The following is a 14156-nucleotide window of genomic DNA, read 5'->3' as shown; positions in this document are numbered from 1 at the left end:
GTATAAACCACAGAGGGGAGATTCACTATGGGAAGAATCATGATATTTATGACTATCTTTTTGTGCTTCAATCTATTTGTAGTGCCCAATGCATGACCAGCCGACAATCGTATTGATCCACGGGCTATTCGGGTTTCGTAAGCTGCTGTGGATTGAATATTTTCAGGGTGTACGGTCGCTATATGAAAGCATGGGCTTGAGAGTGATTGTGCCAAGGCTCCCGCCTGTCGGTAGTCTGGAACAGCGTGCCAAATCACTGGCACTTCAGCTTGAAGATGAAGCCGGCCCCCTGCATCTGGTGGGGCACTCGATGGGCGGGCTTGATGCGCGCTATTATATCAATCATTTGCATGGCGCGGAAAAAGTAGCAACGCTTACCACGTTGGTAACGCCACACCGAGGCTCCTCCGTGGCTGATTATGTATGTGCTTGCAGATCACCCTTTAAATTGTTGGCTGGTGTGCGCTCCCTGACTACAAAAAACATGCAAAGGTTCAACGCGCGCACCGCTGATTTGCCGGGCGTTGTCTATAGAAGTTATAGCGCCACGCGTAAGCTTGATGAGCAACCGTGGGTTGTACGCAGGTATGCCCGTTATATTCAAAGTCAGGAGGGAGATAATGATTCACAAGTATCCATTGTCTCCGCCGAATGGGGAGAGCATATAAAGACACTGCCCTGCGATCACTTTGAATTGATTTCTAAGAATCTGTGGTTGAATCCATTTCGAGTCAGAAAACCTTACAATCCCATGCGCGTGTACCGCGATATCGGTGAATGGGTGCTGCATTTTGAGGGCGGAAGAAAGTAGCTGTTCTGTCGGGAGATGCCATTCAAAACAATAGCGTGGGAGATGGGATTCAGTAATGGTGTGTTATTACACCAGGTTATTGAAGTGCCAGACGCAAAAGTGATTTATATTATTCATTTGTGTCCATCATATATGTGCTCGTCGTATTGACACAAGATCTGTTTAACTGGATATTTCAAAACACTTTTTTATGTTTATGTGTTGTCTTGAAGAAGAACTATGCCATGCAAATAAGTGAGGGAATCTTGATGAAGAATGATGCAGTTGAATTTTTCGAAGTGTTTCCCTGGAATGCGAACTTTGAAACCGGTGTTGCGCTCATTGATGAGCAGCATAAGCAGCTGGTTCATCTGTTAAATTTGCTCGCTGCACATTTAGCGCATCAATCTGCGCCGGTTAAATTAAATCAGGTCTTTGATGAACTGGCAGCATACGCTGACTATCACTTCAAAGCAGAAGAGGCTATCTGGCAACCCTATTTCAAAGCAGATAGTAGATTTATCAGTCACCAGCATACCCATGACTCTTTTATCACACAGGTACTTAGATTAAAGGAAGAAGAGGGTACAAAATCACTCGATGAGGTGATTGAAGATGTGCTGAAGTTTCTGACCCACTGGTTGGCCTATCATATTCTCGATAGCGATAAGCGCATGGCCAAGACTATTCTGGCTGTAGATTCCGGTTTGACACTGGAGCAGGCAGTGCAGCAGGCGGATCGCGAAATGAGCGGCTCTATGAAGCTGCTGATTGATACCGTAATGAATATGTACGATACGCTCTCATCGCGCACCCTGGATTTGATGAAGGAGAAAGCAGAGCGTAAACGATACGAGAAAGCCTTGCAGAAAGCGCATGATGATCTGGAACTGCGTGTGGCTGAGCGTACTGCCGAGCTTAGAAAGACAGAAGAACGTTTTCGTTTAATGATCAACTCTGCACCACTGCCCATGGCGGTAAATGATAATGGCCAGAACATCACCCTGCTTAATGAGAAATTTGTAGAGATGTTCGGTTATACACTGGCTGATATTCCAACCCTGGAAGCGTGGTGGCCACGTGCATATCCGGACCCGGAGTATCGGCAACAAGTTATGCAGGGGTGGGATGATGCTATTGAAAAGGCGCGGCATAGTGCCGATGCATTTGGACCCTTGGAATTCAACGTTACCTGCAAAGATGGAACCATACGCGATATTCTTTTTAGCATGGCAAAGATAGATGATAACTCCAGCCTTGTTATTTTTCATGACCTTACAGAGCGCAACAAGATGGAAGAGGCGTTGGCAAAGAGTCAGGAACAGTTTTATCAGGCGCAAAAAATGGAAGCAGTAGGCACGCTGGTGGGCGGTATTGCGCATGATTTCAATAATATGCTGGCCGGTATCACCGGGAATCTCTATCTGGTGAAAAAGCGCACTCAGGATATGCCCGATGTAACACAAAAATTAAGTGATGTTGAAGCGCTCTCATTCAGAGCCGCCAACATGATTCAGCAGCTACTCACGTTTGCCCGCAAGGGTGAGGTGGTGATGAAACCAATAGCATTGACACCATTTGTGAAAGAGATGGTGAAATTTATGAGATCATCAATTCCTGAGAATATTGTGGTGCATCAGGAGCTTTGTTCTGACGATATGCAGGTGATTGGCGATGTCACCCAGTTGCATCAGGTGTTGATGAACTTGATCAATAATGCCCGTGATGCAGTAGAGGGTGCAGAGAACCCGTCGATTACTATTAAATTGAACGTCTTTCATGCCGACGATCGCTTTGTAGAAAGTAATCCGTATTTTAAGGTGGGAGATTATGCACTGCTTAATGTTGAAGATAATGGTTGTGGCATTGGCAAAGATCAGCTTGATCATATTTTCGATCCGTTTTTTACGACTAAAGAACAGGGTAGAGGTACAGGACTTGGCTTGGCCATGGTGTTCGGGGCAATTAAAATGCATGAGGGTTATATTGAAGTAGAGAGTAGCCTGGATATTGGTACAGCTTTTCATATTTATATGCCGATGCAGCAGTTAAAAGAGATTGTTGCCGATGCGTCTGACAGCCCAGTCATGACAGGAAATGGAGAGGTAATCCTCATCGTTGATGATGATGAGATGGTGCGTGCAAGCAGTAGAGAGATTCTTGAGAGCATGAATTATCAAATCTGTGAGGCATCTGACGGTTTGGAAGCGATCGATGTGTTTAAGAACAATAAGCATGATATCGCTCTTGCGATTGTTGATGTGGTGATGCCAAAGCTTGGTGGTATTGATGCAGTTAAGCGAATCAGAGAGATTCAGCCTGATGTGAAAATTATTTTTTCAACAGGTTATGATAAGAGTGAAGTGCTGAGCCATGATCAGGCGTTCAGTGGAGATGTTGTGATTTCCAAGCCTGTAAATATTGATGAACTTGGTGAAACGATACGCCAATTACTGGATGAATAGCCAGTGTCTACCCCGTAAAGATGGCGTGATAGTGCTGTGATACGGGGTATGGTGACGTGGAATTAGGCGCGTTCCATATATTCGCCGGTTTCAGTGTTTACTTTTACTTTAGTACCTGCTTCCAAATAAGGTGGAACCTGGATGGATGCACCAGTCTCCAACGTACCCGGTTTATAAGATCCTGTCGCGGTTTGGCCTTTGATAGATGCATCACATTCAACCACTACCAGTGCAACAACCATGGGTAATTTTACATTTAGCGGGCGCTCTTCATGGAACTCCACCGTTACCATGGTTTCTGGAAGCATGTAAGGTAGTGCGTTTTCCAACATATCTTCAGGCAAGGTAATCTGGTCATACGTTTCAGTATCCATGAAGTGAAAATCTTCACCATCGGAGTATAGGTACTGCATTTCACGCTGGCTTAAGACAACACGCTCAACCTTTTCAGTCGAGTTGAAGCGTTTATTGGTTTTGGTACCAGCTTCGATATTACGCATTTCCAGCTGCATGCAGGCCACACCTTTACCCGGAGTAACATGCTGAGTTTTCATGATACGCCATAAGGCATTGTTCCATTCGAGGATGTTTCCAACACGAACAGCGGTAACATTGATTATCATATGAATCTCCAGAAAAGCATGAATAAGATATGCAGCGGACGCGGAACATAGCCATTTGATGCTTTTCCGGCAACAATTGGCGCATGTGTAACTATTCAAACCTTTTACCGATGTCGCTATGAGCCGTTTACCTATTCTACAGGAAAGCATGGATGCTTTTATTCAAAGTCTCACGGTTGATCGTGAGACAGACTCTCAGATGTTGACCCATACTGAACAGTGTTTTGAGGCGCTGGCTCAATATTTAATCCATTTCTCTGACCTTTTTAAAGACCAGGATTTTTCCGATAATGAGGAATATGCTGAATGGGAACAGGGGTTGGAAGAGCATATGAGTAAGCTGCTTGATGGTGATGTGGAGCCTGCTTGCGATCTGGGTCAGTTGGCGCTTGAGAAGCTGGATCCGGAACATTTACGTGATTTTCTTGGTTGGTTTGTGTTGCGTGAAACCAGTGATGCGGACGTGTTGCATGCTTACGCAAAGGTATTAATAGATTGGGTTGAGTTTATGCATCAGCGCGGTTCGTTGAATCAGAGTGAGTATCTTGGATTTAGTGAAATTCTTGCTGATGTAGGTCCTGCTTCCGAGAGAACGGCCCGCGTATCGCAGGTGCTGTTCCATTTTGTACGCTCAGGTACAGGGGTGTCACCGCGATTGCGTGCGCAGCGGTTTTCCCGGTTTATAGAAGGTCATGCGCGGGCATCAGCGATTGAGAACGGTGCCTTGCATTTTAATTTTGAAAATCAAGAGGAAGAGATCGGCCCTGTAGTATTGCCTCAGGTAGTGCTTGATTTGATTGAAGAGGGCGATGTATTTGATATTGAGCTGGGTTTAAGAGGCGACAGCTGGGTGATGGTAGATGTTGGCCCGGTTTACCCGGAATCGGTATATATTGAAGTGGAAGAGTATCCCGGCTTAGAGAAACTCAGTTAATGCCATAAAAAAAGGCAGGGGATGAGCCCTGCCTTTTTAAAGAATCTTATGATTTTTTAGTCTAGATGTTCGTCGATGAACTCGGAAAGTTTGGCCTTGTTAACAGCACCAACCTTGGTACCTTGGACATTACCATCGTTAAACAGCATCAGTGTAGGAATGCCACGCACGCCATATTTACCCGGAGTGTTTGGATTATCATCGATGTTGATTTTAGCGATAGTGACTTTGCCTTGCTTCTCGCCTGCTACTTCGTCCAGAATTGGCGCGATTTGTTTGCAAGGGCCACACCAAGGAGCCCAAAAATCAACAACAACAGGACCGGAAGCTTTTAAGACATCGGCATCAAAGCTTTCGTCGCTAACATGAATAATTAAATCTGAAGACATATGTTTTCCTCGTTTGTTGGTTGGAATAGTCGATACGTTAGTTCGAGGGGAGAAAAGCGTCAACCATGTCAGAAGAAAATAGATTAACAGATATCATCCACCAACGCATAGACAGTGCTGGTGGATCACTTCCTTTTGCGCAGTTTATGCAGGCAGCACTGTATGAGCCGGGTCTGGGTTATTATGATACCAAGACCGTGTTTGGAGAGCAGGGCGACTTTGTTACTGCATCCGAATTAGGACCATGGCTGTCACTGGCGATGGCGGATCTGGTTTTTGATGCATGGCAGCAGATGGGTGAGCCGAAGCAGTGGACGCTGATTGAGCAGGGTTCCGGTTCAGGACAGCAGATGGCTGCACTACTGGATATTCTTTCGCAATTTTCCATGCACCAGGCTGTAGCGGTTATTTCAGTCGAACATTGTAGCCAGCTTAGAGAACGTCAATCGCAATTGTTTGCAGAACGCGGGCTGGATGTGCGGCTGGTGCCATCACTGGATGAGATCGATGCTGCTGAACATGTGATCTATTATAGTAATGAGTTGCCGGATGCTTTTCCTGTGTCGTGTTTTCATTATAAGAATGGTAATTTTTTTGAGCGTTCTGTTGCCATGCAGGGGAATGAATTTTGTTGGTCTGATGCTGATGAGCCTATGCAACAAGCGCCCGACATTGCACCTGAACTGATTGAGAACTGGCCGGATAGTTACAAAAGTGAGTGGAATCCCGCCCTGAATGGATGGCAGAAGCAACTATCGCGCGTTATAAAAAGCGGATTCATATTTACCGTGGATTACGGTTATTCACATCAGGAATATTATAGGCAGGCACGCGTGGAGGGTACATTGTTGGCGCATATTGGTCAGACAGCGACTGACGAGGTGCTAACGCTACCCGGTAGCAGTGATATTACAGCCCATGTGGATTTTAGTGCACTGGTTAAAGCCGGTAGTGAATGTGATTTAAGAGCGTTGTTATGGATGTCGCAAGGTGGCTGGTTGGCGCAATCACCTTCGGTGCAATCCTTGATTCAATCGCTGGCAGCACAGAATGATGCGGTGAGCATGCATCTACTGGCCCATGCCAAGCGTATGTTGATGCCGTATGGTATGGGAGAGGTGTTTAAGTTATTGGTACAGTCGAAAGGTATAGAAGCCAGAAAACCGGCCTACCTCAATCAATTTGATCATTTGGATGTGCTCTGATGGCAAAGATATGTTTTGAGAACGAACGGGATATTCTGGAAGATGATTTAAAGCAGTCGCTGCTGGATATCTCGCTTAAGCATGCGATACCCCATATGCATGTGTGTGGTGGCAAGGCGCGTTGTTCAACCTGCCGGGTTTTGGTGTGTGAGGGGGCGGAAAACCTATTACCTATGAATGTGGCAGAACAAACATTGGCCGAGAAAAAGGGGTTGGAATCCAATATCCGCCTGGCCTGTCAGGCACGTGTGAAGGGTGATGTCAGTGTGCGTCGTCTCGTACTGGATGATGAGGATGCTGAAACGGCCATGTTTGAGCGACAGGCAACTACAGGGCGCGAGCAGAATGTGGCCATTCTGTTTAGTGATATTCGTGGATTCACGCAATTTTCTGAACGCCATCTATCCTACGACATCATCCATATTCTCAATCGCTATTTTCAGGAAATGGGGGAAGTCGTGTTGGCCAATCATGGATATATTGATAAATATATGGGTGATGGTTTGATGGCACTGTTTGGCGTGGATGAACAGGATAATTCAGCTATCTGTATGCAGGCTGTGACTGCTGCATTGCAAATGGATGAGGCGTTAAAACGCGTAAATGGTTATTTGAAACAAAATTTTAATGAGCAGTTTGAGATTGGTGTAGGTGTTCATATTGGTGAGGTAGTGCTTGGCAATATTGGTCATCGCGATAAAGCCCATTTCACGGCGATTGGTGATGCCGTCAATATGGCTTCCCGGGTTGAAAGTGAGACAAAAATGATTGATTCGTCCATTCTGGTTTCGCAGTGTATATATGCGCATATCCATGCCCAGGTTGAAATTGGACAAACGGTGAACACGCAGTTGAAAGGAAAAAGTGGTGACTATTTATTATACGAAGTGCTGGGATTGAAGCAGGGATGAGTGGATTGGAAACATGTGAAGGAATGGTGGAGAAGCTGTTACCCGGTGGTGAAGCCTTGGTGCGGGTCGATGGTCTGTCTGTATTGGTGAGCAATGGTGTGCCCGGAGATCTGTTGCAGCTCGAAATGCAGGGTAAGCGGCGTGGTGTATTGCGGGCGGAAATTAAATCTGTGACTAAACCATCTGCGCAGCGGGTGCAGTCGCCTTGTGCTGTGGCAGGAGCCTGTGGTGGTTGTGCGTTGCAGTGTATATCCAGAGAGCAGCAGGCGCTTGAGAAATCGAACTGGGTTCGTGATGCATTCAATCGGGTGATGGATGAACATACAGTATGGATGGCTGTTGATTCGATTGAACAACATTATCGCAGACGGGTGCGCTGGTTTGTCGGCGAGGATGAACAGGGGAAATTTTTAGGTTTTTATGCGCCAGCCAGTCATCAGGCGGTGCGCCATCAACACTGTATGGTGGTTACGGCTGAATTGAATGCCATGCGATTGTTGTTGGAGGAGCATGTCGATCTGGATGGTGTAGTCAGTGTGCAGGCTGTGCAGCTTGATGATGGCATGCATGTGATTGTAGAGGCTGATCATCGCCCGGAAGCAATCCCGGCAGATTACATGGATGTCATGGGTACGCTATCCGTACAATGGTGGTGGCGGGATGAGCATCATATTACCCGGCCATTGCAAAAGCCGGTGTGTTATTTTCACGATATATTGCCTGCGGCCGGCAAGGCAGTTCAGTTGACTGTCGGGCCTGATGATTTTGTGCAGGGTCAGCGCGAGGGGAACCGGGCATTGATTGGCCAGATTCAGGCATGGGCCGGGCCTGTACACAGGATTGCAGATCTGTTTTGTGGTATCGGGAATCTGTCATTGCCATTGGCTGCTGCGACCGGTGCAGAGGTGTTTGGTGCTGAGCTGAATGCAGCCAGTGTGCGGGCAGCTTCAAGCAATGCCGGGGTAATTGGTGTAAAAGCTAAATTTGTGGTGGCGAATCTGTTTGAAACCTTTGATCAGGAGCCTTACATTGGTGCGGATGTGTTGATCCTTGATCCACCACGTCGCGGTGCAAAACGATTGTGTAATCAGATGGGTAGATTACTGCCGAAGAAGATCATTATGGTGTCGTGTGATGTGGCTGCCGGAGCTCGTGACGCAGCAATATTGAAGCAACAGGGGTATTGTTTAAAGGTGTTGCGTGGCCTTGATCTGTTCCCTTTTGCAGGGCATGTTGAGGCGATGAGCTTATGGGAAAAGAGGTAGTGAATCGATGATGCGTGCCGGATGGATGCTTATCTGCTGCACTTTGTTGCTCGGTTGTCAGGCAGTAGAGCAGGAGAAGGGCGTGCTGCGTGTTGGCTTGGCGCAAATGCCGATTACCTTAGATCCCCGTTTTGCTACCGATGCCGCATCCACGCGGGTGCAGGATTTTGTACATCGCGGTCTGTTGAAGTTGGATGATCATTTTAATGTGCAGGCTGATCTGGCGGAGTCCTGGGATCATCCTGAACCCTTGTTATGGCGCTTTCATTTGCAGAAAGGGGTGCGTTTTTCAGATGGTTCCAGCGTAGATGCGGCCGATGTCGTGGCAACACTTGAGGCAGTGTTGGACCCTGCTCTGAGCAGCCCTCTGAAAGCGAGTTTCGCAGCCATCGCATCGGTGCAGGCGGAAGGAGATGATGTCGTGTTGATCCGCTTACATAAAGCTGATGCCTCATTGTTGACCCGCTTGAATCTGGGAGTGTTGCCTGAATCAATAGCGCATGCGCCGCATCAGGCCCATTTCACGATTGGTTGTGGAGCGTTTCAACTGCGGTCATGGACGGAAAGCGCGCTTACATTGCATCGCGTTGCCGATTTGAAAGAGAATGTTGAAGGAAAAGCCGAGACGATTCGTTTTTCTGGCGTAAAAGATCCGGTGACGCGTATCCTCAAGCTGACCCGTGGTGAACTTGATTTTGTACAAAATGATCTGCCTCCACATTTGCTCGCCTATATCAAAGCGCAAGATTTGCAGATTCAGACCCGACCATCGACTACGTTCTCTTATATCGGTTTGAATATGCAGGATGAAACACTGAAAGATGTGCGGGTGCGGCGTGCGCTATTTTTGGCGTTGGATCGCAATACATTGAAACAGGCGTTGTTCGCTGATCTGCCTGAATTGGCAGAGTCGGTTTTAACGCCTGATCACTGGGCCTCCTCAGCATTGCCACATATAGCCTTTGATCCTAAGCAAGCTGAATCCTTGTTGGATGCGGCAGGTTTCCCTCGGGATGCTGATGGCACGCGTTTTACCATCAACTACCGTACCAGTACCGATCCAACCCGTTTGAGGCTAGCCACAGCTATAGCTGCAATGTGGCAAGAGGTCGGTGTGAAAGTGTCGATTGAATCACTGGAGTGGGGCGGGTTTTATGCGCGCATCAAGCGTGGTGATTTTCAAGTCTTTTCATTGGCATGGGTGGGTATTACGGATCCGGATATTTACCGTTGGATTTTGCATTCCGAGATGTGGCCGCCCAAGGGCGCGAACCGTGGGCGCTATAGCAGTGCGCAGATGGATGCGTGGCTGGATGAGGCTGCATCACTCTCTTCTCAGGAGGAGCGCAAGCGCTTGTATGCATTGATTCAGCATAAAATGCAGGATGATATGGTCTATATTCCCCTGTGGTATGATCCTGTTATTGCCGTTTCAGGCCCACATGTTTCGGGGTTTGAAGCCAAGCCGGATGGCAGCTTGTCTGGTTTGATGAATGTGAGATTATTGCATTAACACGCATTGGCATAATTTGCGTTGAAAATGGTGTGTCAGGGTTGAATAATGCATCTTATGCAAGTTGGGTCACATTGTATGGATGACGAAAGCTACATGATTCGACATAATGCGCGTCCTTGATTTGTATCGGTTGATTTTGATGCAAGGTGTACAGGTCATTTGATCGTACTTTTTAATTATCTCAGGAGTTTACATGTCTGATCGCAAGCAGTTTTTTAACGCCCCTCTGGCGGATACAGCCGTTCAGGAGGCCATAGCAGCGGAGCTTGGTCGCCAGCAACATACACTGGAGCTCATCGCCAGTGAAAATATCGTCTCAAAAGCGGTCATGGAAGCACAAGGTTCCATTATGACCAACAAATATGCCGAAGGTTATCCCGGACGTCGTTATTATGGTGGCTGTGAACATGTCGATGCCGTGGAACGGTTGGCTCAGGATCGTGCGCGTGAATTGTTCGGTGTGAAGCATGTCAATGTGCAACCGCATTCCGGTTCGCAGGCGAATATGGCTGTGTATATGGCCGCGTTGAATACCGGCGACACGGTGATGGGTATGGATCTCGCCCATGGTGGTCATTTGACACACGGTTCATCGGTGAACTTTTCAGGTCGCTTGTATGAGATTGTCGCCTATGGCGTACGCAAAGATAATGAACTTATTGATTATGATGTGATGCAGAAGATTGCGGAAGTGCAGCGTCCCAAAATGATTATTGGTGGCGCCTCAGCCTATGAGCGTGGTATTGATTTTGCCCGTATGCGTCAAATTGCTGATTCTGTAGGTGCAATTCTGATGGTGGATATGGCGCATTATGCCGGTTTGATTGCGGCGGGTGTGTATCCAAGTCCTGTAGGCCATGCACATGTGATTACCACAACCACCCATAAAACATTGCGTGGCCCGCGTGGTGGCATGATTATGACTGACGATGATGATCTGGCTAAAAAGATTAATTCGCGTATTTTCCCTGGTATTCAGGGTGGCCCCTTGATGCATGTGATTGCTGCAAAAGCAGTGGCGTTTGGTGAAGCGCTGGGTGATGACTTTAAAGCAGATCAGAAACAGGTGATCGTCAATGCCCGCGCTATGGCAGAAACCTTAACAAAAGGTGGTTTCCGTATTGTTTCCGGTGGTACCGATTGTCATATGTTCAGGCTTGATGTGCGCCCGCAGGGTATTAATGGCAAACAGGCTGAAGAAGCCTTGGAAGCTGCTGATATCACAACCAATAAAAATACTATTCCGTTTGATCCTGAATCGCCGTTTGTTACCTCCGGTATTCGTATCGGTGCTTCTGTGATTACTGCGCGTGGCATGAAAGAAGCGGAATCTCGCCAGGTTGGTGACATGATTTTGCGTGTGTTGAAGGCGCCCGAAGATGCGGCTGTACATCAGGCTGTTGCCAAAGAAGTACGTGCGTTGACCGATCGCTTTCCTGTTTACGAAGGTTGAACGTAAATAGTTGCAATAGCATATGTTCTGTCCATTTTGTGCCAATGATGACACCCGTGTGGTGGACTCTCGTGTTGTAGAAGAAGGGCGCGCTGTGCGCCGCAGACGCGAGTGCGAGGCCTGCGGTAAACGCTTTTCATCCTATGAGCGGGCTGAATTGCGATTGCCTCTGGTCATTAAAAAAGATGGAGCACGCCAATCATTTGATATTGAAAAAATCAGGGCGGGTATGCAAAAGGCGCTGGAAAAAAGACCAGTCTCGGCAGAACAGCTGGAGAAAGGTTTGAATGATGTGCTCAGAGCTGTGCAGGAAACAGGCCAATCGGAAATTGTGGCCGGCAGTCTGGGCGAGTTTGTTATGGAGCAGTTGCGTCGTCTTGATGGTGTGGCTTATGTGCGTTTTGCTTCGGTGTATCGTGAATTTACAGATGTGGATGAGTTCCTTTCTGCGGTGAAAACTGCAGTAGGACAAAAGGAGTAGGGGATGACTATCAAAATTGCAGTGTTACCGGGTGACGGTATAGGCCCGGAAATTGTCAATGAGGCTGTCAAAGTACTGGGCGTGTTGAATCGCTCTTTTGGTCTGAATGCCAGTTGGCAGGAGGGCACGATTGGTGGTGTCGGTTACGACGTTGACGGTGCTCCATATTCTGAAGCGACACGTAAACTGGTACATGCATCTGATGCAGTGCTGCTTGGTGCTGTTGGTGGTCCGAAATGGGAAAAACTGGATAAACCGCTGCGTCCGGAAGCAGGCTTGTTGCGTATCCGTGAAGATCTGGGGCTGTTTGCGAATTATCGGCCGACCAAGGTGCACTCGCAGTTGCTGGATGCTTCAACCTTGAAACCTGAAGTGATTGATGGTGTGGATATCCTTGTTGTGCGTGAACTGGTTGGCGGTATCTATTTTGGTCAGCCGCGTGGCATAGAAACAGTTGATGGTGAGCGTCGTGGTTATAATACGATGGTTTACAGCGAGAGTGAAATTCGCCGTATTGGTCGCACTGCTTTTGAAGCGGCGCGCCTGCGTTCAAATCGCGTTTGCAGTGTCGAAAAAGCCAATGTGCTGGATGTATCAGAGTTGTGGCGCAATGTGATCATAGAGCTGCATGAGAGCGAGTACGCTGATGTGGAGTTATCACATATGTATGTGGACAATGCCGCCATGCAGTTGATCCGTAATCCGCGTCAGTTTGATGTGATTGTTACAGGTAACCTGTTTGGTGATATTTTGTCGGATGAGGCATCCATGCTGACGGGTTCGATTGGTATGTTGCCATCGGCTTCGCTAGGTGAAAAATTCGGTATGTATGAGCCGATTCATGGCTCTGCGCCAGATATCGCCGGAGAAAATAAAGCTAATCCGTTAGCGACAATTTTGTCGGTTGCGATGATGTTACGTTTTTCACTGGATCGAAATGATCTGGCTGAAATAGTAGAAAAGGCAGTGGAAAACACCTTGGATGCAGGTGTGCGCACAGTGGATCTCGCCTTTGGTGGGGAAGCATCGGTGAGCTGTTCAGCGATGGGTGATGCGGTGTGTGCTGCATTGGAGGAATTAGCTTCATGAGTGAGCGCTTCATTGAAAAAAAAGAGGGATATAAGGTTGCTGTCGTTGGTGCTACCGGTGCCGTCGGACAAACCATGCTGGAGATACTGGCAGAACGAAAGTTTCCCATAGCAGAGTTGATACTTGTGGCATCAAGCCGTAGTGCAGGTTCTGTAGTTGCTTATAAAGGCAAAGACTATGTAGTTCAGGATCTGGAGACATTTGATCCGAAAGGTGTCGATATTGCACTATTTTCTGCCGGTGGAGACACGTCTAAAACCCACGCTCCGCGTTTTGCTGAAGCGGGCTGTTATGTAGTGGATAACTCCAGTGCCTGGCGTATGGACGAAGCGATTGCGCTGGTGGTGCCGGAAGTGAACCCTGAGGCGTTGGAGATGGCGCGCGAGAACAAAATTATAGCCAACCCGAACTGTTCAACGATTCAGATGGTGGTGGCCTTAAAACCATTGCATGATGCTGTGCCGATTGAGCGTGTGGTCGTTTCAACTTATCAGGCGGTAAGTGGTGCCGGTGGTAAGGCGATGGATGAGTTGGCCAAGCAGACTGCTCAGTTACTCAATGCACAGAGTGTGGATGTGAATGTGTTCCCTGCTCGTATTGCGTTCAATGTCATTCCGCATATCGATGTATTCATGGATGACGGATACACCAAAGAAGAACGTAAAATGATGGATGAGACATGTAAAATCATGGGCTCGGATATAGCGCTTACAGCAACGGCTGTTCGTGTGCCAGTATTTTATGGTCATTCTGAATCCATCAATATCACATTTGACGGCCCTATGAATGCCGAAAAAGCGCGTGAGCTATTGGCGAACTTTGATGGTGTCTGTGTGGTGGATGATCCTGCCTGTGAAGATTATCCAATGGCGACTGAAGCGGCTGGTACGGATCCTGTTTGGGTAGGGCGTATTCGGGATGATCATTCGTGCCCTAATTCTTTGCATTTATGGGTTGTTGCCGATAATGTGCGTAAAGGTGCGGCTCTAAACGCTGTACAAATAGCGGAAATTTTGATTCGATAGTATCCATAAA

The 14156-nt window shown here is 47.5% G+C and carries 13 protein-coding genes; 11 read left to right on the top strand and 2 right to left on the bottom strand.

What is annotated here, in order from left to right:
• Positions 1-88: 88 nt before the first annotated feature.
• On the top strand, positions 89-811 hold the full coding sequence (locus D8Y20_RS05470) for a triacylglycerol lipase (RefSeq protein ID WP_121542035.1): 723 nt from the start codon (positions 89-91) through the stop codon (positions 809-811).
• Positions 812-1059: 248 nt separating this feature from the next.
• Positions 1060-3255 carry a bacteriohemerythrin gene (locus D8Y20_RS05465; RefSeq protein ID WP_161957583.1) on the top strand — a complete coding sequence of 732 codons (2196 nt, stop codon included), beginning with the start codon at positions 1060-1062 and terminating at the stop codon, positions 3253-3255.
• Positions 3256-3317: 62 nt separating this feature from the next.
• Here D8Y20_RS05465 and efp read toward each other — a convergent pair whose 3' ends face one another.
• On the bottom strand, positions 3318-3878 hold the full coding sequence (efp, locus tag D8Y20_RS05460; RefSeq protein WP_121542033.1) for an elongation factor P: 561 nt from the start codon (positions 3876-3878) through the stop codon (positions 3318-3320).
• Between the two features lie 118 nt (positions 3879-3996).
• Between efp and D8Y20_RS05455 the strand changes: the two genes are divergently transcribed.
• Positions 3997-4812: a hypothetical protein gene (locus D8Y20_RS05455; protein WP_121542032.1), complete on the top strand. Its 816-nt coding sequence runs from the start codon at positions 3997-3999 to the stop codon at positions 4810-4812.
• 56 nt (positions 4813-4868) lie between these two features.
• Here D8Y20_RS05455 and trxA read toward each other — a convergent pair whose 3' ends face one another.
• The gene (gene trxA / locus D8Y20_RS05450) at positions 4869-5201 is read right to left on the bottom strand and encodes a thioredoxin TrxA (RefSeq protein WP_121542031.1); all 333 of its coding nucleotides are present in this window, start codon (positions 5199-5201) and stop codon (positions 4869-4871) included.
• 65 nt (positions 5202-5266) lie between these two features.
• Here trxA and D8Y20_RS05445 point away from each other — a divergent pair, with 65 nt between their 5' ends.
• From D8Y20_RS05445 to D8Y20_RS05410, 8 genes are all read left to right on the top strand, one after another.
• Positions 5267-6406 carry a class I SAM-dependent methyltransferase gene (locus tag D8Y20_RS05445; protein ID WP_121542030.1) on the top strand — a complete coding sequence of 380 codons (1140 nt, stop codon included), beginning with the start codon at positions 5267-5269 and terminating at the stop codon, positions 6404-6406.
• Entirely contained in the window at positions 6406-7317 is a 912-nt protein-coding gene (locus D8Y20_RS05440; RefSeq protein WP_121542029.1) for an adenylate/guanylate cyclase domain-containing protein, read from the top strand. The genes D8Y20_RS05445 and D8Y20_RS05440 overlap by 1 nt, the downstream gene beginning before the upstream one ends.
• Positions 7314-8582 carry a class I SAM-dependent RNA methyltransferase gene (locus D8Y20_RS05435; protein WP_121542028.1) on the top strand — a complete coding sequence of 423 codons (1269 nt, stop codon included), beginning with the start codon at positions 7314-7316 and terminating at the stop codon, positions 8580-8582. Before D8Y20_RS05440 ends, D8Y20_RS05435 begins: the two co-directional genes overlap by 4 nt.
• Positions 8583-8589: 7 nt before the next feature.
• Complete coding sequence (locus D8Y20_RS05430) at positions 8590-10095, top strand: ABC transporter substrate-binding protein (protein WP_201265543.1); 1506 nt, start codon at positions 8590-8592, stop codon at positions 10093-10095.
• Positions 10096-10291: 196 nt separating this feature from the next.
• A complete protein-coding gene (glyA, locus tag D8Y20_RS05425) occupies positions 10292-11551 on the top strand; it encodes a serine hydroxymethyltransferase (protein WP_121542027.1) in 1260 nt (419 codons plus the stop codon).
• A gap of 22 nt (positions 11552-11573) precedes the next feature.
• Complete coding sequence (nrdR, locus tag D8Y20_RS05420; RefSeq protein WP_121542026.1) at positions 11574-12032, top strand: transcriptional regulator NrdR; 459 nt, start codon at positions 11574-11576, stop codon at positions 12030-12032.
• A gap of 3 nt (positions 12033-12035) precedes the next feature.
• Positions 12036-13121, top strand: a complete 1086-nt coding sequence (leuB, locus tag D8Y20_RS05415) for a 3-isopropylmalate dehydrogenase (RefSeq protein WP_121542025.1) — start codon at positions 12036-12038, stop codon at positions 13119-13121.
• On the top strand, positions 13118-14146 hold the full coding sequence (locus D8Y20_RS05410; RefSeq protein WP_121542024.1) for an aspartate-semialdehyde dehydrogenase: 1029 nt from the start codon (positions 13118-13120) through the stop codon (positions 14144-14146). The genes leuB and D8Y20_RS05410 overlap by 4 nt, the downstream gene beginning before the upstream one ends.
• The last annotated feature ends 10 nt before the right edge of the window (positions 14147-14156 follow it).

The organism is Mariprofundus sp. EBB-1 (assembly GCF_003665155.1).
GTDB lineage: Bacteria > Pseudomonadota > Zetaproteobacteria > Mariprofundales > Mariprofundaceae > Mariprofundus.
This window is presented reverse-complemented; position numbering and strand designations above follow the sequence as displayed.

What these genes read in the sequence shown, in the direction of transcription:
- nrdR (WP_121542026.1), top strand. Translation starts at nt 11,574, where the DNA reads ATGTTCTGTCCATTTTGTGCCAATGATGACACCCGTGTGGTGGACTCT.
- D8Y20_RS05430 (WP_201265543.1), top strand. Translation starts at nt 8,590, where the DNA reads ATGATGCGTGCCGGATGGATGCTTATCTGCTGCACTTTGTTGCTCGGT.
- efp (WP_121542033.1), bottom strand. Translation starts at nt 3,878, where the DNA reads ATGATAATCAATGTTACCGCTGTTCGTGTTGGAAACATCCTCGAATGG.
- leuB (WP_121542025.1), top strand. Translation starts at nt 12,036, where the DNA reads ATGACTATCAAAATTGCAGTGTTACCGGGTGACGGTATAGGCCCGGAA.
- glyA (WP_121542027.1), top strand. Translation starts at nt 10,292, where the DNA reads ATGTCTGATCGCAAGCAGTTTTTTAACGCCCCTCTGGCGGATACAGCC.
- D8Y20_RS05410 (WP_121542024.1), top strand. Translation starts at nt 13,118, where the DNA reads ATGAGTGAGCGCTTCATTGAAAAAAAAGAGGGATATAAGGTTGCTGTC.
- D8Y20_RS05465 (WP_161957583.1), top strand. Translation starts at nt 1,060, where the DNA reads ATGAAGAATGATGCAGTTGAATTTTTCGAAGTGTTTCCCTGGAATGCG.
- D8Y20_RS05445 (WP_121542030.1), top strand. Translation starts at nt 5,267, where the DNA reads ATGTCAGAAGAAAATAGATTAACAGATATCATCCACCAACGCATAGAC.
- D8Y20_RS05435 (WP_121542028.1), top strand. Translation starts at nt 7,314, where the DNA reads ATGAGTGGATTGGAAACATGTGAAGGAATGGTGGAGAAGCTGTTACCC.
- D8Y20_RS05455 (WP_121542032.1), top strand. Translation starts at nt 3,997, where the DNA reads ATGAGCCGTTTACCTATTCTACAGGAAAGCATGGATGCTTTTATTCAA.
- D8Y20_RS05470 (WP_121542035.1), top strand. Translation starts at nt 89, where the DNA reads ATGCATGACCAGCCGACAATCGTATTGATCCACGGGCTATTCGGGTTT.
- D8Y20_RS05440 (WP_121542029.1), top strand. Translation starts at nt 6,406, where the DNA reads ATGGCAAAGATATGTTTTGAGAACGAACGGGATATTCTGGAAGATGAT.
- trxA (WP_121542031.1), bottom strand. Translation starts at nt 5,201, where the DNA reads ATGTCTTCAGATTTAATTATTCATGTTAGCGACGAAAGCTTTGATGCC.